The following is a 24,475-nucleotide window of genomic DNA, read 5'->3' on the forward strand; positions in this document are numbered from 1 at the left end:
TCAGCATGCAGATCGAAGAGGTTCTCGTCCTCCACCACAGCCATCTCGATGTCGGCTACACCCACACCCAGCCCATCGTCTGGGAGTTGCAGCGCGAATTCATCGACCAGGCCCTGGAACTCCTCGAGGCCACTGCCGGGTGGGATGAGCTTTCCGCCCCCAAATGGACCATCGAGGTGACCGCCCAGGTGCAGAAATGGCTCGAAAGCGCCGATGAGGGGGCCATCGCCCGCCTCAAGCGTTTTCTCGCCCAGGGCCGGGTCGGACTTTCGGGCCTCGAGTTCAATACCACGCCCCTCTGTTCAGCGGAGCAGTTCGTCAAACAGCTCGAACCGATCCAAAGGTTGCGCCGGCTCCTGGGTGCCGAGATCCGCACCGCCAACCAGCACGACGTCGACGGCATCCCCTGGAGCGCGGTCGACCTTCTCGCCGATGCCGGCATCGAGCTGCTGATCATGGCGGTCAACATCCACCTTGGTGGGCCGGTCGCCAAGCGCCCCTCGGTCTTCCGCTGGCAGGGCCCATCCGACCGCGAGATCCTGGTCATGAACGGGGCCCACTATACCATGTTCGATCAGCTCCTCTCCACCTGGGAGAACTCGATCGAGCGGATGCAGGAGGGGCTGGCGCGCTACCTCGAGCACCTCGCCGCCATGGACTACGCCCACGATTTCATCTACCTGACCACCGCGGCCACACCGGTTTGCTGGGACAATTCGCCCCCCTACCTCGAAGTCGCCCGGCTGATCCGCGAGTGGAACGCCCGCGGTCTCCAGCCCAGGATTCGCTTCATCACCCCCAACGAACTGCTCGAGCGCATCAAACTTCAGCCGCGCGACCAGTACGAACTCTTGCGCGGCGACTGGACCGATTACTGGAATTTCGGCTGCGCCAGCACCGCCGATGTCACCCGGATCTCGCGCTGTGCCAAACAAAAGCTCTTCAAGGCCGATCTGCTCGAAATCCAGGCGCCGGCACCCCCCGCGCATTACTCCGGCCTCGCCACCGCGGCCTGGCGCCAGCTCAACCTCTTCGACGAACACACCTGGGGCTCTTTCAACTCGATGGACCCTGACAACGATTTCTCCAAGGCCCAAGCCGCCATCAAAGACCACCACGCCTGGCAGGGCCACGAAATCGCCGAGTATCTGCTCGTCGACCGCCTTGAAGCCTTCACCGGCAATGCGGCGGACGCGGACCAACAGGCGGGGATCGCCGTTTTCAATTTCAGCGGCCGGCCGGTGCGGGAGTTCGTGCACATCCCGGAGGCCTGGCGCGCCGAGGGCAAACGGCTGCGCACCGCTCGCTTCGGCTGGGAGGCCCGCATTAATCGGCCCGTCGCCGCGTCCCTCCATGGCCCGGTGGCCCTGCCGCCTTGGGGCTGGGCCTGCATCCCTTTTGCAGAGCTGCCCACAGCCGAACCGGATCCTTCCCTGCTGGAAGGCGAGATTGCCCACGAAAGCGTGGCGCGCCATCTCAATACCCTCGAAAAAACCGCCAAGAGGGAGGTGATGCGCTTCATCGAGTCGGCGTACTACCGCCTCGAGTACGATCCCGCCACCGGACGGATCATCCGGCTTTTCGACAAAATCAATCACCGCGAGCTGCTCGATGCCTCCTCGCGCTATACCTTTTTCCAGTTCGTCCGGGAGCGCCCGGATCCCCTGTTTCGAGAGGACCGGCGCGCCTATTACGCCCGCGAGCTCGAGAAGGAGATGTACGACGTCTCCTGCTGGAACAGCGACTGGCACCGGATCATTGAGACCGCCGCAAGATGCCTAGGCTGTAGGGTCGAGCGCACCGCCGCGGGGATCACCCTGATCCTGCGCTTTGAAGCCCCGGGGGTGGAAAATTTCACCCAGCGGATCATGCTCCACGCCCTCAAGCCGCTCATCACGCTGAATGCCGCGTTTCACAAGCAGGAGGTGCGCACACCGGAGTCACTCTACTTCGCCTTTCCCTTGCCGCTGGCGGAGGGCTGGCGCTGCCATTTCGACAGCGCCGGCGTACCGGTGGAGCTCGACGCGGAGCAACTGCCGGGGGCGAGCCGCGACTGGTTCACGGTCGAGTCGTTCGTCGCCCTGCACGAAAAAGAGTACGGTCTCGCGCTCTTCTGTCCGGACGCCCCGATGGTCCAGGCAGGGGGATTCAATTTCGGCCGGCGCAGCCGGGCGATCGCGCGGGAGAAAAATCCCCTCCTTCTTGCCTGGCCGCTCAACAACTACTGGGATACCAATTTCCGGCCCGCCCAGCCGGGATTCATCTCCCTGACCTGGCATATGGCCAGTTTTGCCGTATTTGATGCTGCCGCGCTCAAACAGGAAGCGGAGGGATTGAAAGCGGGAGTGGAGGTTCATCCGGCCCTGGTGATGCCGAAACCGCGGGAGGGACGCTGGTTCGAGTTCTCCGACGCGCGGGTGCAGCTGCTGCACGCCCGCCGTTCCGCCGACGGGCAGGGGATGGTACTGCGGTTGGTCAGTTATGCAGAGCAAGAGCTGGAGGTGTCGGTTTCTGTAGTGAGGATGACGCGTGCAGAGCGGGTGACGGTTCTGGAGGAGAAGCTCGAGGAGTTGCCGGTTGCGGATGGCCGCTTTTCGCTGCGGATGCCCACCCGGGCGATCGTCTCGGTGCGGCTTTTGCCCTGACTCTCGTTCCCACCCGATTTACCACCTCCACACAGGCCTGTCGTTCCCGCCCGGCAGCTCTGCTTATCATCCACACTCTCACCGTCACCCGGAAGGCAGATCTCCGGCCGGTCCCGCAGCTCTCCCTCTACAGCAACGAGCCGACCGATTCAAGTATGCGCGAGAGGACACGGGTGGGTGCGAGAAATCTCTCTCATTCCGGCACCCATTGAAATCTTTCCAGATCGATACAGCCGCGCCCATCTACTTCCACACCCTCCTGACGCAGCAGCATCACTTGCACCGCCTTGCCCTCGAACTCGGGCAGCCGGATATGCCCCCCGGCACCGATCACGCGATGCCAGGGCACCTCACTGCCCTCCGGCAAGCCATGCATCGCCCAGCCGACCATGCGGGCACCCCCCGGGATCCCCAGTTTTCTCGCGATCTGCCCATAGGTCGCCACCCGGCCCGGCGGAATTTTCGCCACCAGCTCCCGGATACTTTGAAATGTCCTCTCCATGTATTAAATTTAACCAGCAGGCGTTAACGTGCAAGAGTTATTTCGACGGACCCGATTTTAAGGGAAACAGCATGCGCGCCATGATACTGGTACTGTTTCTCACAGTTGCAGCTTTGGCCCAGCCCGATACTGTGCGGGTCGCCGGCGATTTGCCTTCGGGCGAGGGGAATCTGAATCGCGCGATCCGCACCGCCGCTGCGGCGAATGACCTCGCCCACACTGCCTTTCTGCTCGAGCGCGGGGGCCGTTATGTTCTTTCGGAGAGTATCATTGTGCCGGCAGGCCAGAGGCTGACCCTAATCGCTCCGGAGCCCGGCCAAACCCCGGAATCCCGCCCGCCGCTCCTCTGCTGGAGTGCCGCGGACAACATCGATCGGCGGTTCCTTTTTGATTGTTTCGGCGATATCACCCTGAAAAATATCTGGCTCTTTTATGCCACCACAGCCGGCTGGCAGACGCCATCCAGCCTGCAGATCGAGGATGACCCGGCCGCCGACACTAGCGGCAAAGGTGAGATCGGCCTCTTCGAGAATGTTCTTTTCGACTATGCCGGCTGTCCCGCCAATGCCAGTGGTGCGGTCGGGATCTCGGCCAAACATTTCCATGGGACCTTCCGGAACTGTTATTTCCGCAACTGCGCCGATCTCCATCTCAGCTATTACGGCCGGGCGGTCTCTTTCCCCTTTGACACCTGGGGCTGGCATATTGACAGTCTCTCCTTCGAGAACTGCACCTTCGCCAATCTCGGCTATGTCTACATGCAGGAAAACGATGAGTATGCCGATTTCATCCAGCTGAATCACTGCACCATCCTGAATACCGTGATGTTCCCGCTTGAGCGAGGCATGTGGCACCGGCTCGCCGTAACCAACTCGATTTTTTTCAATACCTGGATGTACGGCGATATCCCCGCTTTTACCTATCCCGGCCGCGGGCCCCATGGCGGCACAATCGAGATCGACAGCCTTTCGCAGTATCCTCTATCGCTGCCATTTGCCGAGGAGGAACGGCACATCCTCTTTTCGCACAGCAGCTATTTCATCGAAACATGGTTGAGCGACTGGATGCGGGATAATCCCTACTCCCAGGACTTGAGGCGCCAGGGTGAGGTGCTGTTGATTCCACACCCGCAGCCTATGTTGAACGCCACAACCCGTGCTTTTTTCGAGTCGGAGCGGTATCCCTTCATCAACCAGGCCTGCCTCCATGATTCGACCGATCCGGAATTCATCACCGCCCCGACCAACCGGGAAGCGATCAAGACCTTCATTTATTTCAAGTGGTTTTGCTGCTGCGACACCAACTGGGCCTGGGAGCCGCTGGCCGCCCTCGACGGCCGCTGGCCGCTGCCGGAGGATCTCGCGTACCGCAATCCAGACTTGTTGAGCGCAGGCATGGCGGGATTCCCGCTCGGGGACCTCTACCACTGGTTTCCCGACGACTATCCCCGCTGGCTGGCCCAGCGGGAAAGCGAAAACCAGCGGATTTCAGCTTGGCTTGAGTCAGGCATCGACCCTTTACCGGCTGCGGCGGCCGGCCGGCCGCTCCAGCCCGTGGCCTGTGAATTGTTCCAGAATTACCCCAATCCTTTCAATGCGATCACGCGAATCGTCTTTTCCGTTCCTGTTGACGGAACGTTTTCACTGAGGCTTTATACCATCGCCGGGCAGGAGGCAGCTGTGCTCTTTTCGGGGTTCAGGCAGGCTGGAACCTACAGCGCTGATCTGGACGGCAGGGGACTGGCCAGTGGCATCTATCTCTATCAGCTGCAGGCGCACGGGAACGCGTGGAGGGGAGGAGAACTGCGGTCGGTTGTCCGGAAACTGGCGTTGGTGAGATGAACGGCGGAGCGATTCAACGGTCTCTGCGGCGGTATTGGTATAGGGATGAAATCTGCAAAATCAACTCGGGAGTGAAAAATGCACAAGCCCTTTTTGCTGGGCGTCAACTACTGGCCGCGGCGCAAGGCCATGTACTGGTGGTCGGATTTTGATGCCGGAGAGGTCCGTGAGGAATTCGCAGTCATCCGCGAGATCGGCCTGGAGGTGGTTCGCCTCTTTCTCCTGTGGGAGGATTGGCAGCCGGCTCCCGACGTGGTCGACCCGGAGGCCCTCAACCATCTCGAGCAGGTTTGCGACATCGCTGCCAGCCTTGGCCTGCGGCTCAATGTGACCTTTTTCACCGGCCACATGAGCGGTCCCTCTTGGACCCCTTCTTGGATGCTGCAGCCGGACAAGCCGATGCCGCCGCGCATCTGGCAGGTGGTCAGCGGTGGGCGCGTCGTCGACTGCGGCTATCGCAATCCCTTCACCGATCCGGCGGTCCTGCGTGCGGCTGAACTGCAGCTGCGCACGGTGGTCGCACGCTTCAAGGACCATTCTGCCATCGAAGTCTGGAACCTCGGCAACGAGCCGGATATCTTTGCCTGGCCGGCCGATGCCGCCGGGGGAAGAGCCTGGACCCGGCGAATGGCCACCCTCATTCGTGAGATCGATCCGCGCCATCCGGTCACCTGCGGGCTGCATGTCGCCAGCCTGCTGGTGGACAACGGACTGCGGGTGAACGATGTCTTCAAAGAGGTCGATATCCCGGTGATGCACGGCTATCCGATGTATGCGGACTGGTCCAACGGCCCGCTTGACAGCGATTTTGTCCCCTTTCTCTGCGCCCTGACGAGCGCGCTCTGCGGCAAAGCCACGCTGATGGAGGAGTTCGGCGGCTGCACCGCGGCGCCGGGCCAAGCCTCCTTCACCGACGAGTGGCAGCGCTATGGCAAGCCCTTCCGGCAGTTCATGGCCTCGGAGGAGGATCTCGCAGCCTATATCGAGGCGGTGCTTCCCAAACTTGTGGAGGTGGGGGCTCGTGGGGCGATGATCTGGTGCTACGCCGACTATATCCCCGGGTTGTATGACCGCCCACCCTGCGACCAGGCCCGGCATGAGCGCTTTTTCGGCCTGGTACGGCCGGACGGCTCGCTTAAACCGCACGCGGAGGTGATCAAGCGGTTTGCCGCCAGCCGCCCGGCCGTGCAGCCGGCGCGGCACCGGGTGGAACTGGATCTCTCTCCCGAGGAGTACTATCGCGATCCCCGCCGGCATGCGGTACGCCTGTACCGGACTTTTGCCGGCGGCTGCTGAGGCAAGCGGTCATTTTTCCGGGCAGCGGCGGAGGTAGTCGAGCAGCTCTTTGAGGCTGGCGGTGGCCAGGGCAATGCAGGTGTCGGCCCCGCCGTAATAGAGGCGCAATTCATCGCCCTCCTGGGTCCAGCCGCAGGGGAAAACGACATTATCGACATCCCCCTGGCGTTCATAATGCTCCGTTGGTCCAAAGATCCATTCCTCGCTGCGCCGCCGCAGCCGCCGCGGATCCTCCGCGTCAAGCAAGGCTAGCCCCAGCCGGTAGATCACCCCACCGCCGGTCACCCGCACACCATGGTAGAGTATAAGCCAGCCTTCGGGCGTATAGATCGGCTGCGGCGAAAGGCCGATCTTGTTGGCGTCCCACCAGCCTCCAGAGCGGGCGCGCATGACGATCTGATGATCACCCCAGTGCTTGAGGTCCGGCGAGAAGGCGATCCAGATATGGGCGCCGCTGTGCAGGACATGGCGGTGGAGCATGGCATAACGGCCCTTGATGCGCCGGGGAAAGAGTGCAGCATCCTTGTTCTCGGGCAGCAGGACGCTGCCGAGACGCGAGAAATTTCTAAAGTCCTTGGTACGGGCCAGCGAGACCAGGGGGCCGTCCTGCGAGTAGGCGGTGTAGGTGAAGTAGTACTCGCCCAGCTCTTCCATGAAGGTAATACGCGGATCCTCCACGCCCCAGAGCTCCTCCGGGAAATGCTCCGGATCGGGTGAAAAGGTGGGCTGCGGATCGATCCGCCACCCCGATATCCCGTCCGTGCTGCGCGCCACCGTGAGATGCGACATGCCGCGACGGTCCTCGATGCGGATCAGCAGCACGGTTTCCCCCGCGACCCGCGCCGCTGCGGCATTGAACACCGTATTGGCTTGATAGGGGAGATCTGCGGTGACGATGATCGGATTCTGCGAATGACGGGTGAAGAGTTGCTTGAAATCTGCGGTTGACATACGATGGCCTCGTTTATTTATTCGTGTTGGTACAGGACATTCTCATTCAACAATGATCCATGGCGGGACCACTTGCGCGTTGTATTGGCCGGGGCGCAGCGCCAGCAACGGGATGGAGCTGAGTTCGATGCCGCGCAGCATGGCGCTGTCGGCCTGTATGGTGCTTCCCTGTCTCAGTTGCTGCAACACGGCGGCCGCCGCCTGTCCCTGCCGGTTTCTCTCCTCCAGCCAGGCCAGAGCCAGGTAATGATCCTGCCAGACGCGCACCTCTCCGCGAACCGCAGCGGAGTTGTCCAGCCCGCGCCGCCGCGCCTCCTCCGCCAGCATGGCATCGCGGACGATCAGGCTGAAACTGCGTACGATCGCCCGGAGGCGTGCGCGGGCTGTGACCTGACCGATGGCCGGGTTGATCCCCTGCCAGCGTTCCAAAAGCTGCCCGAGGGTGATCGACCCGCCGCTCCAGGTGGCCAGCGGCGTTGCGAACTCGGCGGCGAGTGCCTGGCGCGCCCCGGCGATGACCTCCGTCGCAGCGAGGCGCTCGACAGGCAGAGACTGGCCATTGCCTTGTGCCGGCACCGCCTGGCTGGCCAGCACGCCGGCAGCCCGCTCCACCAACCCGCGGTTGAACTGCAGCTTCTTTTCGAGTGCAAAAGATGCAATGAACCGGTCGCTTTCCGCCGCCTCCCGGCGATTGCGCAAAACAGTGCGGGCACGGCGGCTCCTCTCCGCCACGGCACTCTCCGTCAATGCCGGCGAAGAAGTGATCTCCTCGAGACGCATGACCATGAAAGCGCCGTTGACCTCGATTACCCCGGAGGTCTGGCCGGGCTCGAGGGCCCAGGCGGTTTCCTCGATCACCGGCTCATTCTCTCCCCATCGTATCAGCCGCCGGTTGGCTGCGGTATCCGCAGCGGTGCCGTATAGGGCGCGCAGCGCGGCGCTGAACCGTTCCCCGGCGGCCAGCCGCTGCTGATAGCGGTGCGCCAAAGATTCATCCTCGAAAACCAGATAACCCACCTTGCGGATCTGCGCCTGCCGCTGGACAGCGCGGTCGATCTCGGCCGGGTCCAGCGTCACCCTGTCGCGAACCTCCACCCGGTACAGTTCCCGCGCCATGGCCATCTCCTCGATGTATCGAGTGAGCTGCCGGAGGAGGGCTGTGGTGTCCATTCCAGCCGCCTCTGCGGCCTGGGCGGCCAGTTTTTCATCGATCAAAAGACCTAACAGATAACCCGGCCGCGCCGATTGAGGTCCTTGGAAATGAAGCTCCGGACTGAACTCGGCGCGCTCGACAAATTCGGCGCGGGTGATGACCCGGTCGCCGACGCGGGCGAGGACCGGCTCCTCCGGCGCTCTGGCACACGCCAAAACCAGCAGGGGCAGCAGAATGACCTGGCGCATCTTCAGCTTGACCTTCTCTTTCCCGGATTCTTAGCGCAGCAGCAGCACCTTGCGCACCAGCCGCTGGCCCCCTCCCTCGAGGATGATCAGGTAGACACCGCCGCTTACCGCCGTCGCGGTATCGTCGCGGCCATCCCAAAAGGCCTCGCCGCGGCCTGATTTTTTATTTACCGGCAAGAACCGGACTTTGCGGCCGAGAATATCGTATATGCTCAGGCTGTATCCCGTCTTGCTGTCGAGGCCCGCCTCGGTTATCTGCCAGCTGATCCGCGTGCCGGCATTGAAGGGATTGGGGTAGTTCTCCAGCAGCACCGGCTGCGGCTGTGGCAGCTCCCCTTCAGCAGATCCAATTCCGGTGGCCAACTCGGCGGCAAAGACCAGGGGCGCACCGGCGCCGTAAATCTGCTGGCCGAGCGAACCCGATCTCTGCCAACCCTCGCGCAGATCTTCCAACGGAATGTGAAAAGAGGGCACATTCCAGGAATCATAGACCGTCGGCCCGATGACCAGCGCCGCGCCCGGCAAATAGGGCGGCAGGGTGTATTTCATCACCATCGGGGTATAGGCAATAAAGCCGTCGAGCAGCCGCGCCAGGCCCGTGGGCAGATTGCCAGCTGCACGCTCCCGGTATTCGCGCAGATAGCTCCAGCTCTGATGCTGCTCCATCGGTGTGATTACGGCCGCCCCCGCCATAGGGCTCAATCCGAAAAAGGTGCGGTAGTCCGCGGCATACCCGTAATCGCACTCCCAGAGCCAGGAGATCGCCATCAGGTTGGCGAAGGGCATGTAGCTCAGCTCGAGGTAGCGGCGCTCGCCGGTGATCGTGTAGAGCCGAGCCAACGCGGCGCAGGTGGCTGCGGTCATGTGGGCTTCATAGGTATAGCCGAAACCGTGGCCGGCAATGTGCTCGGCGGCCAGTTTGGCCTCCTGAAGGTACACCTCGCTGCCGCTGAGCTGCCAGGCGTCAAGCATGAGGTAGATATAGCCACCGGTGACATCGTATTCATGACCGGAGATGGCTGTATCATCCGTGTAGCGGAAGAAGACCGGGAATTCATAATTCACGGCCCGGGCGAAGCGCATCAGCTTGGGCAGCGAGAGGAAGAGCAGCGTGCGCGCCTGGCCATCGCCCAATCGCGCCAGCCGCGCCAGCCCGAGATGGATGTGCAGCGCGTACCAGCTGTCCCCTTCCTGCACCCCTTCATTGGGTGCGTCATTGACCATGGTGTTGAGCCGCAGGTTGTAGAACTGCCAGAGATTCTCCGCGAGATGGTCGTCGAGGGCGCTCACCTCGCCGTGCACGGCTTCGTAGCGGCGCAGGGCGACTAGCACGTCGAGCTGGCTGATCGCCTCGGCATTATCGAGGCGCGGCACCCCGACATAGGAGCGGAGAAACTTCTGGCCGTTGACAGTGGACTGACAGCGCTCGTCACCGAGATCGGCCAGCAACTTGCCGGCGATCTCCTTCCAGTCGATCTCCTCGAGGCCGGGTTTGTAGATCCACCTATAGATATCGGCCAGAGCTGTCAGGAATCCTTCCGCTACCGCGCTCTCCGTCGCCGGCTTGCCGGAGGTAAGAACGAGCCAGGCGTCGGTGAGGACCACCGGCTCACTGCGCAGTGGCCGGTTGCCGCCCGGGCGTTCGAAGCCGAATCCCGTCGAGGTGAGCTGCACACACTCCCATGGAGATGTCCGCTGCAGCGAAAAGTAGTCGTTCAACGCGGTAAAATTCTGGAAATAGAATAGCGTGCCCTTGAGGGCAAGGGGATCGTAGCCGCTGGTCAGTCCAGCGGCGAAGGGCGCTTGCTCGACCCAGGAGAGGACGTTGGAGCTGACGGCATAATTGCGCTCGCGGTCGAAAAAGGTGCATTCGGCCGCGCCATTGGGGATGCTGATACCGGTTGCGCCGGTGAGCAAGCACTTCCAGTGGAGCAGACCGGGATAGCTGGGGTAGGCGGTCAGAATAACCTCGTGACGCACACCGCCCCAGTGGCCATACATCCTCACCTCGATGCATTCGCATTCTCCATTGGCTGCGATCCGGATGCTGTCGAGGAGCGCCGGGTCGAGCACGGCAAAGGGCAGGCCGTTGGCGATGGTGTTGCGCACCACATACTGCCGGCCCTGGGCGGAGGAGAGCCAGAGCGCGGCGCCGGTGCGGGCGCTGTCATAGAGGGCGGTGAAGGCGCCGGACTGGATTTCAAACTGTTTATGCCCCTGGCTGAGCAGACGCACCGGGCCGGTCGCCGGCGGGATGTACAGCTGCGCGGTAAAAACCGAGTCGCCGCTGATGCCGTCGGGGTCGCGGAGGGTGACGCGGAGGTCCCAGGTTTCGCCGCCGCTCAGGCCGCTGAGGAGCTTGCTGAACCGTCCCGGCGCGCGCGTCATGGGACCGTCCTCCTGCCAGAGCAGGGCGGAGGCGGGCTTGTGGGCCAGCAGCGCCGCATTGTCCGCGTCACAGTCGTCGCTGAAGGTCAGCTCCACCTGCACGCTGTTGTCACTCTGCAGCGTGGTGTAGAGCGCGCCGCCGCGGCTTGCATTGGGAGCAAGCTCGACATTTAAAAGGGTCTGGATGGCTTCTCCCTGGACGCCGTCGGGATCGCTGAGCCAGCCGCGAAGGTAGTAGCGGCCGAAGGTCAGATTCGCAAAGGCAAAGCTGTAGCCGCCGGCGCCCTTGTCCATCCGCTGCCGGGCGCCCCACTGGGCGTCCCCGGCACGGGCCAGGGCGATCTCGGCATAGCCGTTGCCGTTCGCGTCGCCGCGACAGGGCCAACGGACCGAGATGGCGCCGGAGGCGGCCGAAGCCGTCAGCGCCAACGCGATGGTCTGCGGACTCGAACTCGCCAAAAGCAGCCGGAGACGGGGCCGCAGTGAGTCGGCTGCGAATTGGGAGGAGGCAAAGTTGAGGATGCCGGTGCCGGCTGAAACCGACGGTTCGCGCAGCACCAGCCCGAAATTGCTGTCCGGACGACTCAGCCACTCCTGCACCAAATCGGTCACCTTCCAGCCATACCAGCGCCCAGCGGGATCGGCGGGATCGATCAGCCGCTCTCCTTCCGGGCGGGCGGCATGGTCCTGCGGCACGCCGTTGGCGCCGGGGAGCGACCAGGGCACATCGGGGAAAGCGGCATGGGACCAGCAGACCTCGCCGGCGGCGGCGGGGTGGCCGTCATAGCCGCCGGCATCATCACCGCTGCCCTCGCTCCAGGAGCGGTTGAGGCGGTAAGCTGCCAGGGTTTTGGGCACGCTCTGCGGCGTCCGCCGTTTGACCAGATAGAGCTCGATCCAGGCCGAATCGATCCGGCTCTCCGCCGGGAGGCTGCTCAGGTCAAAGCGGAGCAGAAGATGTTTGGCGTCCGCCTCGCCGCCGTTACCGGTCGCCTCCAGCCCATCCTCGCCGCCGGTATTCCAGCCGGGTTTGTTGGCAAGGAGGTGGGCATCCTGGCAGCCGGCATAGCCGTCACGCCTGTGCTGTAGAATCAGCTCCTCCTGGGCGAGGAGCGGCCCGCCGATGAGCATGGTCAGCAGGAGGAATTTGTACCTGGCTGTGATCAGCATGAGAGGCGTCCCGTCTGGATTAAGGGTTCAACCGCTGCAGGGTGAATCCGTCGCTCCCCGCGGTAAGCAGGAGGGCCCCCTGTGCGGTGCGAAAGGTGCGGCGCAGCTCCGGCTCGTTCGGCCACGCCGCCTCATTCCAATTTTCAGTTGATCTGGCTTGCAGCCAGGCCGCAGCAGCCGGGACCTTTTCGATCTCGATCAGGGTGAAGAGCGCCTCGATGGTCGACTCGGCGCCGGCATTGCGGTTGACGCCCTCGCGGTCGATGCCGTCATAACCGCGCCCGGTGGCGGCGTCATAGAGGGGCGCGCCGGCCAGATTGTTGCCGGTCAGCCAGGAAGCGGCGATCCCCGCCAGCACGGCATACTCGTACTGGCTCGTCACCCGATGGAGCGCGAGAAGACCGAGGGCGGCCGTGCGCACATCATAGGCGATCTGTGAATAGACGGCGGCCTTGCCGGAATTGAAATCGTATTCATGCAGCCAGCCGCCGGCCAGCATCCGGCTGAGGAAGACGCGGCCGCAGAATTCCGCCCGGGTCAGCAGCTCGGGCTCGGCGAGCAGGGCCGAGAGGGGGGCCAGGGCCTGGAGCTGGGCATTCCCCCAGCCGTGCCAGATGCCCGGCCAGGAATAAAAGGCGCCCGCCAAAGCTGTCTCGCCTGCGAGCTGGTCGGTTGGGGTCCGCGGGGTTTGGCCAGAAGCCGGCGCCCGCGGCTCTGTCCCCGCCTGGCGCAGGATCACGGAATCTTCTCCCGCCTGCATGGCGCAGAGTCCCTCGGCCAGCCGGGCGGCATGCCGCTGTAGGGCCGGATCCGGCTCGACAGCGAGAACGGCGGCTGCGCCGAGGAGAAATTCGGAGGTGGCATCGGCCGCATGGCGGTTTAGCAGCCAGTTGGGCCACGCCCGGCCGCCGATGGTTTCATAACTTCCATAAGCTGAAGCGAGTGCATCGAGCTGGGGTAGACAGCGCCAGAAGGCGCTGCGCAGCACCGCCGCGAAGGCAGGATCCCTCTCTCTGAAAAAGGCATAACCTTCGCCCAGCGCCCAGTAGCCGCGCGCCGCCCAGAAACCGAAGGAGGCGAAGCTGGTTGCTCCCTCCCGGTTGATGGTCAGGTCCCTGTGCACGAAATTATAAAACGTGCCATCGCTGTTCTGGAGAAGCAGGACGAAGCGGAGGAGGCTGCGGATACGCGCGAAATGGCCCGCATCGCCGGCGCGCATATAAACCACCGCGGCGCGGGCAATATCGTCAACGCAGGCGATGCCCTCGCCGGCGGCATCGGTCCACCCATAGCCCGGGGCATCGCTGTAAATGTGGACAATGGTGCAGGGCTGGCCCGCGATGGTCACCTCCTCGCAGAGGCGGTCAAGATGGGCGAGATTGACCAGGCTGCGCGGCTGTGAGGAACAGCTGCTTCCCAACGCTGCCAGGAGCAGCACCGTCCGGAACCGCTTTATGCTCAGTGCCTTCATCCCTTCAGACCCGTGCTCGCCAGACTTTCGATAAAGTAACGCTGGAAAAAGGCGTAGGCGACGATGACCGGCAGGGCGAGCAGCGTCGCGGCCGCCAGCTTGACACCCAGCTGCGCCTCCGCCATCCCGCTCACCGCAAAGATGGTCACCATCTGCGGCATGGTCATGATCGACTGGTCGCGGATGACGATCAGCGGCCAGAGGACGTCGTTCCAGGTGTTCATGAAGGTAATGATCCCGACCGTGATCAGGATGGGCCTGGAAAGCGGCCAGATGATGCGGAAGAGGATCTGCATATCACTGAGACCGTCCACCCGCGCCGCATCGATGAGCGACTGCGGCACGGACTGAAAAAATTGGCGGAAGAGCAGGATGCCAAAGCCGCTCATCATCCCGGGCACGATCAGGGCGAGATAGGTGTCGGTCCAATGGAGCTTGACCATGAGGATGTACAGGGGAATCATGGTGAGCTGAAAGGGAATCATCATGGTGAACAGGATCGCCATCACCATCAACTCGCGGCCGCGGAAGCGCAGGCGCGAGAGGGCATAGCCCACCATGGAGCCGAAAAAGAGCACCGAAGCGGTGATGGAGAAGGAAACCACCAGACTGTTGATCAGGGCGCGCAGGAGGGGGATCTTGGCGAAGACCTGTTCATAGCTGGCCAGGCTGACATGCGAAGGCAGAAGACCAAAACTGGGGATTTCCATTTCCGGCTTGAGGGTCGCCGCCACCATCCAGAGAAAGGGATAGAGGAAGACGACTGCTCCCAGAATCAGGATGAGATATGCGATGCCACGTTTCATTCGAGGGCCTCCTGCTCGACCACCTTGCGCTGTACCAGCACTACCGCCAGAATGATAAAGGCGAAGAAGAAACCAAGCGTGGCGGCATAGCCCATGCGGTTGAAATAAAAAGCCTGTTTGTAGATATAGAGCATCGCCGAGAGGGTGCGGTTCATCGGGCCGCCTCCGGTGAGCACGTAGGGCTCGATGAAGAGGCTGAAGCCGCCGATGGTCGAGAGCACCAGGACCATGATCACCGCCGGATTGAGCATCGGCAGGGTAATGTGACGGAATTTTTGCCAGGCAGAGGCGCCATCGAGGCCGGCGGCTTCATAGAGCCACGCCGGGATGTTTTGCAGGCCGGCGAGGAAGAGGATGATATAGAGCCCGACGTTTTTCCATGTCGCCATCAGCGCCACTGAGGGCATCGCCCATTCCGGGCTGGTCAGCCACGGGATTTTCCATAGGCCGAGCCGGGCGAGCAGGAGGTTGAAAATGCCGTTTTCGAAGGAGAAGAGCTGCTGCCACAGCAACGAGATGACGATGCCGGAAATCACAACCGGCATGAAATAGGCGGCACGAAAGAAGCCGCGGCCGCGGATCCTTTCGTTCAGCAACACCGCGAAGAGGAGGGCCAGGCCGATCTGCAGGGGGATGTGGATGACCAGAAAAAAGAGGGTGTTGAGGATCGCCTGCCAGAAGAGGTCATCCTGGAAAAGGCGAGCGAAATTGCCCAAACCCACCCAGCGCATCGGCGTATAAATGTCCCATTCGTGGAAAACCAGAACCAGGGAAAAGAGCAGGGGATAGGCCATGAAAAGAGCGAACCAGACCCAATAGGGCAGGGAGAAGAGGAGCCCGGCCCGGCTCTCCCCGGCTTTATGACGGCTGTGTTTCAAGTTCAATCGATCTCTCCCCCCGCTTCATCGGGGTTTGCGCATATTTTCAGCGGGACGATGTTCACTGCAGGACCTGCCGCGCCCGTTCAGCCGCGCGGCGCACCGCCTCCTCGGGGGTGCGCCGGCCCAGCACACAGCAGGCCTCGAATTCTTGCGAGATGGCATCAAAGACCTCGCGCAGCTCGGGGGCGGAGTCCACACCCCGGGTCCGCGGGGCCTGTTCGGCAAAGCGCACCATCTTGGGATGCTCTCTAAAATATGGGATATAAAGCGAATCCGTCAGCAAACCCCGACGGATCGGCAGCTGGCTAGCGATCCGGAGCAGCGCCAGATCCTGCCGGCGCGAAACCAGAAATTTGACGAAAGCCCAGGCTGCGCGGGGATTCTTGCAGGTGGAAAAGATGGCGATATTTTTCGGGTCGCCATAGGTCACCACCGGTCCCGCACTGCTGTCCGGCAGCGGGACCGGTGCATAATCGAATTCAAAGCCCGCCGGTTTGAACTTGTCGACATGGGCGATGTTCCAGGGCCCGGTTATGTGCGTGGCCACCTGCCCCGCGAGGAAGGTATCGCCCTGAAAGGTTGCCTTGGGGAAGATGCCCAATTCAAAACAGCGGCGGAAGAAGCGGAAGACCTCCACCGCGGCCGCATTATCAAAAACCACCTGCCGGTTTTTGATCAGGGTCTGGCCACCCGAGGCCGCCAGATAAAAGGTGTAAAAATCGAAGTAGCGCAGCCACCATTTGACGTTGATGTCGACGTAGAGCATCCACTGATCGGGCTGTCCGTCGCCGGTCACATCCCTGGTCAGGGCCTGACCGGCACGGATGAACTCGGAGTAGGTCGCAGGAGGGTGCGTGAATCCGGCCTCCTGCAGGCGGCGGACGTTGTATTCCATCATGATCGGGTTGCTCTTCCAGGGCATTTGGTAGAGACGGCCGTCGTCGTACTGAAAGGCCTCCCGCTGCCCCTCCGGCAGCCGTGCCGCGGCGACGGAGTCGAAATCAGCGAAGGAATCCAGCGCCACCAGGGCTCCGGCACGCACAAACTGGCCGACCACGCCCGGCCATATGTTCGAACAGACATCCGGGGTGGTCTTGCCGACGACCGCCGCCAGCAACACCTCTTCGGTCGACTGGCTCTCTGGAATCGGCTGAACCGTCACCGGCACGTCGGGATGGGCCGCATTCCATTCCGCTGCGGCGAGCCCGGCCAGTTCGATCTCTTGTGCATTGGCGGCCGGCCAGTAGACCAGCCCCTCATGCCCGGCCTTCCCACGCGGACCGCTCCGGCAGCCGCACAGCAGCGCCCCGACTCCAAGCGCGAGCATCACCCAGACCAGCCGCTGTCCGGTGTCTACTTTGCGTTCTCTACACTCCATGCGCATTTACTCCCGCCCGCCCTTGAAGCGCAGACTGATTTCTTGCTCTCCCTGCTGCAGCACGGCATGAAGCACGATCTCCCGGACCTCGCCGTGCCGGACAACTGTACCCTCCAACCCCGCACCGGCCTCCCGGAGCGGCTCCCAGGGAGATACGACGGCCAGCTCGGCCTTCTGTCCGGCCTGCCCCCGGACGCCAATCCGCAAACGCCTTTGCCGGGAATCAAGGCGAGCCGAAGTGACCACGCAGGTGGCGGCGGCCAGGTAGGGGAGAAGCGGCTGGCCGCGCTCGAGCAGGAGCTGACGCCGCGGTGAGACGGATGCAGCGGAGGGGATGACCGCTGTGTGCAGCGGCTGTCCGTCGGCCCTGATACGTCTGAACCATGCGCCATCGCCGCGCCAGGCCACCTCGACCTTGCGCCCGTTGAGCATCACCTCATAGCGGAGCTTTTGCCACCCTTGCGGCAGCCGGGGATTAAAAGCAAGGTTCCATTCGTTCTCTCGCATCCCGGCCAGCTGGTAGAGGGCATGCAGGAACCAGCCGCCAGTCCATAGAAAGGTAGGCTTGTCGATCTCGCCATAGCGCGGCGAGGCGGGGTCCGCGTTGCGGTATTCGAAAAAGGCCGGTTGGCCCAGGGGTGAGCGGCCGATGCCCTCGAGGGTCAGGTAGTGCCGCAGGACTTCCCGGGCCGAGTCGGGCTGGGCTGCGGCCAGCCAGCCGAGGGCGTACCAGACGATGCCGTGGGGCCAGACGCCGCCGTTGAGATAAAGCCCGCGGGCGCCAACCTCGCCGGGGAGGAATTCATACAGCGCATTGTACTGGTCAAAGTCCATCGGCGCGGCGATGCGGATGCCAAGGCGGCGGTCGAGCAGCTCTGTGGCGGCGGTTCTCATCAGCCGGGCGGAGCGCTCCTCGTCCAGAAGTCGCCAGGCGGCGGCCAGGAGCGAGCCGGCGTAATAGTGGCGGTCGGTGGCGCCACCCGCAAGCCCGTTGAAGAGGAATCCGGCCTGTTCATCCCAAAGCCGCTCGCCGAGGCGCTGCCGGAGCCGGTCCGCCAGCTCGAGGCCGCACGCCAGCCCCGCTTCTGGCCATCCCAGCTCTCCGCCCATGAAGGCATATTCGCGCAGGGCGCGGATGGTGAGGATGGTGATATAGGCGCGGGCACCGCGGGAGTGGCCGATATCCCACCAGTCGGGCTGCCAGGCGTACATGAGATCGTCATCGCCGCGGTTCTCGAGCATCATGCGCAGGCTTTTCTCCAGCATTGGCGCCAGCCGCTGCACCGTGAAGGCATCGCCGCTGTGGCGCAGATACGAGGCGGTCAGGAGGATGAACCAGAGGTGGTTCCAGTTGTCGGTGGAACAGAACTCGGTCTGAAAGCCGGTATCGCGCCAGTAAAAGGCATGCGGCAGGATGGAATCGGCCTTGGCTAGGCTCTGCACATAGAGCAGATCGTTGCGCACGCGTTCGCAGTCAAAATAGACGGCGCCCAGGTCGGTCAGCAGGAGGTCGTGAGTGAAAAAGAAATTGTACTCGGCTGGGCAGGGCATCGGGACGATGCGGCCGTCGAGATAGTGGCGGTTGGCCGCCATCACCGCCCGGGACCACTGGGCGGTCTGCATCAGGTCGGCATCGGGCATTTCCAGGAGCGGGCTGGCGGTGCCATAGCGTCCCGTCTCCGCCTCATAGGCCGTCACCTCGTTCCGCCAGTCCCGCACGGCCCGGGTCGCGACCGTCTCCGCCTCGCTTTGCCGGCAGGAGCCGAGCAGCAGGATTATGGACCACGCCTCACCCGGCTGAAGCACTCTCCGATAGTGGAGTTCGAGGGTTTCGCGACTGGAGCGGGCGGCGGGCAGCGCCCCGGCGTTGGCGATGAAAACCAGGGCCGAATCGGTCTCGGGGGCGTCATAGGCCGCTGCTGCCAGAGAGCAGCCGGAAGCGGTATCAGTGGGGTCCTGCAGAGTGCAGGCGACGCGCGCCGGCCGCATCCAGGCATAGGTCTGGCAGGTGCGCAGGATCCACTGCAGCGTGCCCACAAGCTCGAAGGATCGCGCTTGGTCCATATTACTGGTCAACTCGAGCTGCAGAACCAGCACCGGCAACGTCCGGCAGAAACGGTAGCGGATCGTACAACGATAGTCCGGGTTATGCTGCTGAAACTCGATCGCATAGGGGGTATAACGATAGGCCCAGGGCGCGGCGCCGAGGGAGTCGGTCCGGCCGTCGTGGGTGAGTGCAAACCGCAGCGGCCGCGACTCGCCGCGCCGCCAGTAATCGGTGCTGAGATCAATGCTGTTGGCCACGGGATAGTAAAAGCTGATCCGGGCGGGCAGCGGCCGGCTGTCATGAAATTCAGCGCCGGCGAAGGGTCCGCCCACCTCCACCTGGCCGCGCTTGCCGCTGAAAGCCGCCGCCAGCGTTTCCCAGGGATCGGCTGGTTTTCCGCCTCCGGCGGAAGCAGCCAAACCCATCAGCAGCAGCCAGGCGGCTGCCAGGGAGCGGGAGGTTCGTGATATCATGGGAGCACCTGCACTTTGCCCAGGGCCTCGCCCGCGGCCATCCGCGCCAGGATCCCGGGCACCTCCGCCAGAGGGATGCATCGGGCGATCAGGCTGGCCGTATCGATCGCAGCCGCGCCGATGAGTTGCGCCGCCTGGGCAAATTCGTGGCGGTAGGTGAAGGAGCCGAGGATCTTCCAGTCATGCGTAAAGATCTCCGTCGGCGCAAGATCGAGGCGTGCTGCGGTGGGATAGACCCCGAAGAGCAGCGCCTGTCCGCCGCGACGCAGATAACGGAACATACGGCCGGCCGCCGCTGCATTGCCGGTGGCATCGATCGCGATATCCCACAACTCGCCCCGCAGCAGCGGCGGCTCACCGTTCTCCCAGAGCAGGCTCTGCGCGGCGCCGAGCCTTGCGGCGGCCGCAACTCGCGCCGCGTCCCGGTCCACCATGGTGACCCGGGCGCCGCGCAGCTGCTGGCACACCTGCAGGTGCAGCAAGCCGATCGCCCCGGCGCCCCAGATGATCACCCGCAGGCCGGGTTCCCAGTCGAGCCGGCTTTGGCCATAAAGGACACAGGCGAGGGGCTCTGTGAAGGCCGCCGCGCCGGGATCGGCGCCGGAGAGGCGATGCAGATTGGCTGCCGGGGCGCAAACCCGTCCGGCGAAGCCGCCCGGCCGGGTCACGCCAATGGCTTCGTAGGCTTCGCAGAGATTGATCTCTCCCCGCCGGCAGGCTGGACAGCGGCCGCAGCGGATATTGGGATCCACGGCGACGATATCGCCTATCTCCAGGCCGGTCACGCCGAGTCCGGATGCGATCACGCGGGCGGAAAATTCATGGCAGGGGATGACCGGATAGCGGCCGAGGAAATCACCCTGCCAGATGTGCACGTCGGTGCCGCAGATGCCGCCGGCGAGCGGCTGCAACAGACACTCGCCGGCACCTGGCTCCGGCTCGGGGACCTGCCGGTGATGCGCCGCCCCCGGCTTTTCGATGACGATGGCCTCCATACTGCTCCTTAAAACGCCATGCTGAATGAGAAGCGCTGGGCGTTTTCAAGGCGGCCGAAATCGGCATAGGCATAGTCCAGCTGGATCAAAATATTGCCGAGATTCCGGGTGGCGAAGCCGGCCCCCAGGGTGAGACCCTGCTCGCGATCGCGCAAAAATAGATCGCGATAGCCGGCGCGGAGAAAGAGCATCTCCCGGAATCCGTACTCCATGCCGAGATTGATCGATTCGGTATTGTCACTGGGATGGATGGCATCGGCCGCGACCGTCAGCCGGTGCAGGGGCGATTTCCAGGGCTCCATGGCCAGACCGAACTGGAAGGTCAACGGCAGCGACCACTCCCCGGTCTTCAGGTTGGCCGGGATGCGATCGTTGTTGCCGAGGATGTTGGGATCGATGTCCTGATAGACCAGAAGATCCTTGCCCTCCATGCGCATGTCGGTGCCGAAATTGCTCAAGGAGGCACCGATGCGCAGTCCGTGCAGCCCGGTGACGAAGAGGGTGCCGAAATCGATGGCAAAACCATCCGCATTCTCATGCCAGATGCTCTGGGTGATGTATTTGACGTTGAAGCCGATCGAGAAACGGTCGGTCAGACTGCGCGCATAGGTAAGGCCGAGGGCGAGATCGCTGGACGAAAAGATCTCGCCGGTTCCATCCGGCTGGTCGGTGGTGCGCACCGGCATGTCACCGTAATCGAGGGAGGTCAGCGAGGCCCCGAGGCTGCCGAAGGCCCCCAGCGGGAGGGTGAATCCGGCGAAATTGAACTTTAAATCGGCGAGCCAGCGGGTATGCATCAGCAGAAGCTGGATATCGCTGCTGCGGGCGATGCCGGCGGGGTTCCAGTAGAGCGCGCTGGCATCGTCGGCGGTGCCGACAAAGGCCCCGCCCATTCCGGTCGCCCGCGCGCCGACGCCGATGGAGAGGAAGGGGGCGGCGGTGACGCCGACCTTGGCGACATCCCCGGCGAAGAGCGCCGCAGCCGTCAACAGCAGGGAAACTGTCATGACGATCTTTTTCATAAGCGATTCCGTAAAATGTTCAACGGCAGGTCACTTGATGACCGCGAATTTGTCGATGTGGGTACCAATGCCGGGGGCGTCGACCTGGAAGAGGTAGATGCCGTAGGCGATGTCCATCCCGTCCTTGGAGACCAGGTCCCAGCTCTCGGAACCGTCGTCGATGCTGCTGTCGTGCTCGATACTATCGACCAGATAGCCACGCACCGTATAGATGCGGATGGTGCAGCGGGCGGGCAGGTGATTGAAAAAGATGCGGCGCTCTCCCCGGCCAAAGCGGAAGGGATTGCGCGGTTCCCAACTGGCGGCGGCGCAATAGGGATTGGGCACCACCGTGATGGCGGCCAGGCCATCCCGTGCCAGGCTGGTACTTGCGCGCGCGCCCTGGACCGTGAAGCGGAAGCTTTCGCCGTCGCGGAAGGGCTTGGTGGTGCGGATCCGGAAGATATCTCCGGCGGCCGGCCGGTCGTTTCGCCCCGCAGCCGGACTGTAAAAGAAGGTCCAGGCCACCTTGAATCGGGATTTGGGCGTAGGCAGCGGCTCACCCAAGCGCAGACCGGTGACGATGGTGACCGAATCTCCAGGCGAAAACTGGCCATCCTTGTCCTTGTCGCCGAAGAGAAAATCCATCACGCGCCCTTCGGTGGTATTGTAGATCATAAAGGGCACGGCGATCGCCTGTTGGCCGAACAGAAGGGCTTGCGAGGTGTCGACGATGTGATCATAAAAGGTCATTTCGAAATCAGCGGGATAGGGGACGAAGCGCCCGCTCAGGCTGGCATTCTTGCCCACGCGGAAGCTCCAGCCATGCTGGCCCTTGACCCATCCGGTCTCGGCCTCAATGACCTGACAGGTGGTGTCGCCGTTGACATGGAGCACCATTCCTTCCAGAACCGGGGTGGTGCCGAGGCCCTCCTCCAACTGCGCTCCTTCGAGCAACTTGACCTGCGACGCGGTATTGTTGCAGTCGAAGGTCGCCCTGCGGTTGAGCGCGAAGGCAGAGGTGTCATGAAAGACCACTTCATAGGTGGCGTTATCCTGCAGGGCATTGGCGTCGAGCAGCTCCACCTCGAGCCGGCCGGTGCCGGGACCGTTATGCTGCAGCCCGCCCGCCAGCTGTGGCGGCTGGTACCCCGCGGCAGGCGCGCGCGGAGTGATCACCGCGCAGTTGATGTCGACATACTCCACTACCCCGGCGGCGCTGACGCGGATGACGCTGGAGGCCTCGGAGGGGGATATCCCGGAGGTCACGCCGGTTGAGGTGACGGTCACCAGGCCGCGGTCATAGGGGACCACGGCATAGTAATAGGTCTGGCCGTTTTCGACGTCGGTATCGACATAATAGTGGCGCAAACCGGTGTCCTTGCCGAGGTCGAATTTGATGCCCTCGATGTCGATCGGGTGTAGTCCTTTGATGCCGTTCTTGAGGTCGAATTCAGCGATGTACTTGCGGAAGCGCGCCTTGCCGTACGAATCGGTGATGACCTGGGCCTCGGAGAATTCCGCATCGGTGGTGCGGTAGATGCGGTAGCCCTCGAAATCATGCGCCTGCAGGAAGGGATCCCATGACTTTTCCGCCGTATCATCCCAATAGAGCACGACCTTGTGGTCGCCGGGTACCGCGGTCAGACGCGACTTGTCCGGGGGCCGGGCGAACTGATAGGTGGCGTTGTAGATCTGCTGCACCGTTTTTTTCTCACGGGCCAGCTGGGCCTGGTCCTCACCGAAGAGGAGCGACATGGAGTAGAACTGGGTGTCGCCCGCTTTCAGTTCAAAGGGACCGGAGCTGAAGAACATGCCCAAATTGGTGTTCTGCACCAGTTTTTCACGCGGCGGCGGTGCCGATTTCAGGCCATTCCAATAGGCCTCATCGTTCTCCATTTTGTACTCGTGCAGCACGAAAACCTGAAAGCCGGTCAGACCGATCTGGTCGGATTCATCCTTGTCGAGAAAATCGAAATCGGGTTCGCCAGCGGTGGGGATGCCATCGCCCTCGCCCGCATCGGGTCCCGGATAATTGCTGTCGTTGGGATCGAGGCCGTCGGCGCCGAGATCGTCGTTGAGCGGCTCGCCGGCATCCCACTGACCGTTCCCGTTGAGATCCGAATAGGGATCCCAGTTGATGTTCTCATCGCCGGACCAATGCGGCTTGATCTCGCGGTCAGGATAAAAGTCTTGAAAGGCCTTGATGTCATCGACCCCGTAGGGATAGGTGGAGAGGAACACCCCAGGTCCGCTGTCGCGCCGTTCGTTGATCAGACCGTCATGGTCGTTGTCGCGGCTGTCACGGAAGATGCCGGGGCTCTCGAGGAAAGCGAAGCCGGCCACACCGACAGGCGCCCAGTTGTTGGGACTGCCGTAGCCGTTGCCGTCAAAAGCCCAGGCGATGTCGAGGTCGAGGTCATAACTGCCGGCATCGTCGGCGGAATCATCATGACCGCCGATACCCCAATCGATGTGGAAGGCGAAATAGGTGCTGTCATAATTCTTTTTGCCCTCGTTGGTGATAAAATAAATGGAAAAGATGCAGTCCTGGGCGAGCACCTGGTTCCACTGAAAGAGGCGGGAAGCCACTTCGATGCCGAGGCCACGGCGCGACGAATCCGCCGGATCGGGGTAATAGAGAAATTTTTCATCGGGGTCGTCGTCGAAGACGAAATAGGTCTCGAGATCCGCGTTGGTCTTGCCGCGGCCGAAAAAGCCGTTCCACTGGCCATCCCACTCTGAATTCTGATCGGGCCAGGTGGCCGGCCAGGTGGTCGGGTCGTTGCTCATCGCCGGATAATTGTGGATGTTGGTCTTGACATCCGGATTGAAATAGCCCGGCAGGGGGGCAAAGCCCCAGGGGATGCCATCCGGCGAGGTCGACATATCCTCGCGATAGCGAGTGACTACGTCGTGATAACGCTTGCCGCGGATATCGACGATGGGGGCTGCGACTATGAGGGCAACACCGTCGACGTAGGTGTGGCCGCTTCCTTTGGGCCATTCGCCGGAGGGCCAGGCCGGCTCATCCCAGTTGGCGATTTCACCGTGGTTGGCGAAGACCGTGCGCACCACGTTGCCGTCCATCGTGCCCCAGCGCGTGTTGGGCAGGGCGCCGACATGCGGATCCGGTTTGCGTTGGGCCCAGAGCGGCTGCAGGGAGAGGGCCAGGAGCAGGCAGCAGAGTATTTTCAGGCGATTCATAATCACCACTTTCTCGTTTTGA

General features: G+C 62.9%; 15 protein-coding genes. 3 read left to right on the forward strand and 12 right to left on the reverse strand.

Translation table 11 applies throughout. From position 1 onward, the window contains the following. Positions 1 to 5: 5 nt before the first annotated feature. Positions 6 to 2,645, forward strand: a complete 2,640-nt coding sequence (locus PLH32_14435; GenBank protein ID HQJ65808.1) for a glycoside hydrolase family 38 C-terminal domain-containing protein — start codon at positions 6 to 8, stop codon at positions 2,643 to 2,645. Positions 2,646 to 2,838: 193 nt separating this feature from the next. Here the strand turns inward: PLH32_14435 and PLH32_14440 are convergent, their stop codons facing one another. Further along, the gene (locus tag PLH32_14440) at positions 2,839 to 3,147 is read right to left on the reverse strand and encodes an MGMT family protein (protein HQJ65809.1); all 309 of its coding nucleotides are present in this window, start codon (positions 3,145 to 3,147) and stop codon (positions 2,839 to 2,841) included. Positions 3,148 to 3,218: 71 nt separating this feature from the next. Between PLH32_14440 and PLH32_14445 the strand changes: the two genes are divergently transcribed. Together PLH32_14445 and PLH32_14450 are read left to right on the forward strand one after the other, a co-directional pair. After that, entirely contained in the window at positions 3,219 to 4,988 is a 1,770-nt protein-coding gene (locus PLH32_14445) for a T9SS type A sorting domain-containing protein (protein HQJ65810.1), read from the forward strand. Between the two features lie 78 nt (positions 4,989 to 5,066). Next, positions 5,067 to 6,284 carry a beta-galactosidase gene (locus PLH32_14450; protein ID HQJ65811.1) on the forward strand — a complete coding sequence of 406 codons (1,218 nt, stop codon included), beginning with the start codon at positions 5,067 to 5,069 and terminating at the stop codon, positions 6,282 to 6,284. Between the two features lie 9 nt (positions 6,285 to 6,293). On the opposite strand, the gene PLH32_14455 is transcribed toward PLH32_14450, so the two are convergent. From PLH32_14455 to PLH32_14505, 11 genes are read right to left on the reverse strand one after another with little or no spacing between them, the layout of a single operon-like run. After that, positions 6,294 to 7,235: a glycosidase gene (locus tag PLH32_14455; protein HQJ65812.1), complete on the reverse strand. Its 942-nt coding sequence runs from the start codon at positions 7,233 to 7,235 to the stop codon at positions 6,294 to 6,296. 42 nt (positions 7,236 to 7,277) lie between these two features. Next, positions 7,278 to 8,636, reverse strand: coding sequence for a peptidylprolyl isomerase (locus PLH32_14460; GenBank protein HQJ65813.1), 1,359 nt, complete (start codon positions 8,634 to 8,636; stop codon positions 7,278 to 7,280). A gap of 30 nt (positions 8,637 to 8,666) precedes the next feature. Then, positions 8,667 to 12,194: a DNRLRE domain-containing protein gene (locus PLH32_14465; GenBank protein HQJ65814.1), complete on the reverse strand. Its 3,528-nt coding sequence runs from the start codon at positions 12,192 to 12,194 to the stop codon at positions 8,667 to 8,669. Between the two features lie 19 nt (positions 12,195 to 12,213). Beyond that, positions 12,214 to 13,665, reverse strand: a complete 1,452-nt coding sequence (locus tag PLH32_14470; protein HQJ65815.1) for a hypothetical protein — start codon at positions 13,663 to 13,665, stop codon at positions 12,214 to 12,216. After that, on the reverse strand, positions 13,662 to 14,471 hold the full coding sequence (locus PLH32_14475) for a carbohydrate ABC transporter permease (GenBank protein ID HQJ65816.1): 810 nt from the start codon (positions 14,469 to 14,471) through the stop codon (positions 13,662 to 13,664). The genes PLH32_14470 and PLH32_14475 overlap by 4 nt, the downstream gene beginning before the upstream one ends. Continuing rightward, positions 14,468 to 15,355, reverse strand: coding sequence for a sugar ABC transporter permease (locus tag PLH32_14480; GenBank protein HQJ65817.1), 888 nt, complete (start codon positions 15,353 to 15,355; stop codon positions 14,468 to 14,470). The genes PLH32_14475 and PLH32_14480 overlap by 4 nt, the downstream gene beginning before the upstream one ends. 55 nt (positions 15,356 to 15,410) lie before the next feature. Further along, the gene (locus PLH32_14485; GenBank protein HQJ65818.1) at positions 15,411 to 16,730 is read right to left on the reverse strand and encodes an extracellular solute-binding protein; all 1,320 of its coding nucleotides are present in this window, start codon (positions 16,728 to 16,730) and stop codon (positions 15,411 to 15,413) included. A gap of 6 nt (positions 16,731 to 16,736) precedes the next feature. Next, entirely contained in the window at positions 16,737 to 19,250 is a 2,514-nt protein-coding gene (locus PLH32_14490) for a hypothetical protein (GenBank protein ID HQJ65819.1), read from the reverse strand. Continuing rightward, positions 19,247 to 20,245 carry an alcohol dehydrogenase catalytic domain-containing protein gene (locus PLH32_14495; protein ID HQJ65820.1) on the reverse strand — a complete coding sequence of 333 codons (999 nt, stop codon included), beginning with the start codon at positions 20,243 to 20,245 and terminating at the stop codon, positions 19,247 to 19,249. Before PLH32_14495 ends, PLH32_14490 begins: the two co-directional genes overlap by 4 nt. Positions 20,246 to 20,253: 8 nt before the next feature. Next, the gene (locus PLH32_14500) at positions 20,254 to 21,267 is read right to left on the reverse strand and encodes a PorV/PorQ family protein (GenBank protein HQJ65821.1); all 1,014 of its coding nucleotides are present in this window, start codon (positions 21,265 to 21,267) and stop codon (positions 20,254 to 20,256) included. Between the two features lie 30 nt (positions 21,268 to 21,297). Then, entirely contained in the window at positions 21,298 to 24,453 is a 3,156-nt protein-coding gene (locus PLH32_14505) for a hypothetical protein (GenBank protein HQJ65822.1), read from the reverse strand. Positions 24,454 to 24,475: the final 22 nt, after the last annotated feature.

The organism is bacterium (genome assembly GCA_035419245.1).
Classification (GTDB): domain Bacteria; phylum Zhuqueibacterota; class Zhuqueibacteria; order Residuimicrobiales; family Residuimicrobiaceae; genus JAKPUX01.

Bases quoted from the DNA above. Each gene is read 5' to 3' on its own strand.
- PLH32_14500 (HQJ65821.1), bottom strand. From the start codon at position 21,267: ATGAAAAAGATCGTCATGACAGTTTCCCTGCTGTTGACGGCTGCGGCG.
- PLH32_14495 (HQJ65820.1), bottom strand. From the start codon at position 20,245: ATGGAGGCCATCGTCATCGAAAAGCCGGGGGCGGCGCATCACCGGCAG.
- PLH32_14450 (HQJ65811.1), top strand. From the start codon at position 5,067: ATGCACAAGCCCTTTTTGCTGGGCGTCAACTACTGGCCGCGGCGCAAG.
- PLH32_14445 (HQJ65810.1), top strand. From the start codon at position 3,219: ATGCGCGCCATGATACTGGTACTGTTTCTCACAGTTGCAGCTTTGGCC.
- PLH32_14470 (HQJ65815.1), bottom strand. From the start codon at position 13,665: ATGAAGGCACTGAGCATAAAGCGGTTCCGGACGGTGCTGCTCCTGGCA.
- PLH32_14485 (HQJ65818.1), bottom strand. From the start codon at position 16,730: ATGGAGTGTAGAGAACGCAAAGTAGACACCGGACAGCGGCTGGTCTGG.
- PLH32_14460 (HQJ65813.1), bottom strand. From the start codon at position 8,636: ATGCGCCAGGTCATTCTGCTGCCCCTGCTGGTTTTGGCGTGTGCCAGA.
- PLH32_14435 (HQJ65808.1), top strand. From the start codon at position 6: ATGCAGATCGAAGAGGTTCTCGTCCTCCACCACAGCCATCTCGATGTC.
- PLH32_14455 (HQJ65812.1), bottom strand. From the start codon at position 7,235: ATGTCAACCGCAGATTTCAAGCAACTCTTCACCCGTCATTCGCAGAAT.
- PLH32_14505 (HQJ65822.1), bottom strand. From the start codon at position 24,453: ATGAATCGCCTGAAAATACTCTGCTGCCTGCTCCTGGCCCTCTCCCTG.
- PLH32_14440 (HQJ65809.1), bottom strand. From the start codon at position 3,147: ATGGAGAGGACATTTCAAAGTATCCGGGAGCTGGTGGCGAAAATTCCG.
- PLH32_14475 (HQJ65816.1), bottom strand. From the start codon at position 14,471: ATGAAACGTGGCATCGCATATCTCATCCTGATTCTGGGAGCAGTCGTC.
- PLH32_14465 (HQJ65814.1), bottom strand. From the start codon at position 12,194: ATGCTGATCACAGCCAGGTACAAATTCCTCCTGCTGACCATGCTCATC.
- PLH32_14490 (HQJ65819.1), bottom strand. From the start codon at position 19,250: ATGATATCACGAACCTCCCGCTCCCTGGCAGCCGCCTGGCTGCTGCTG.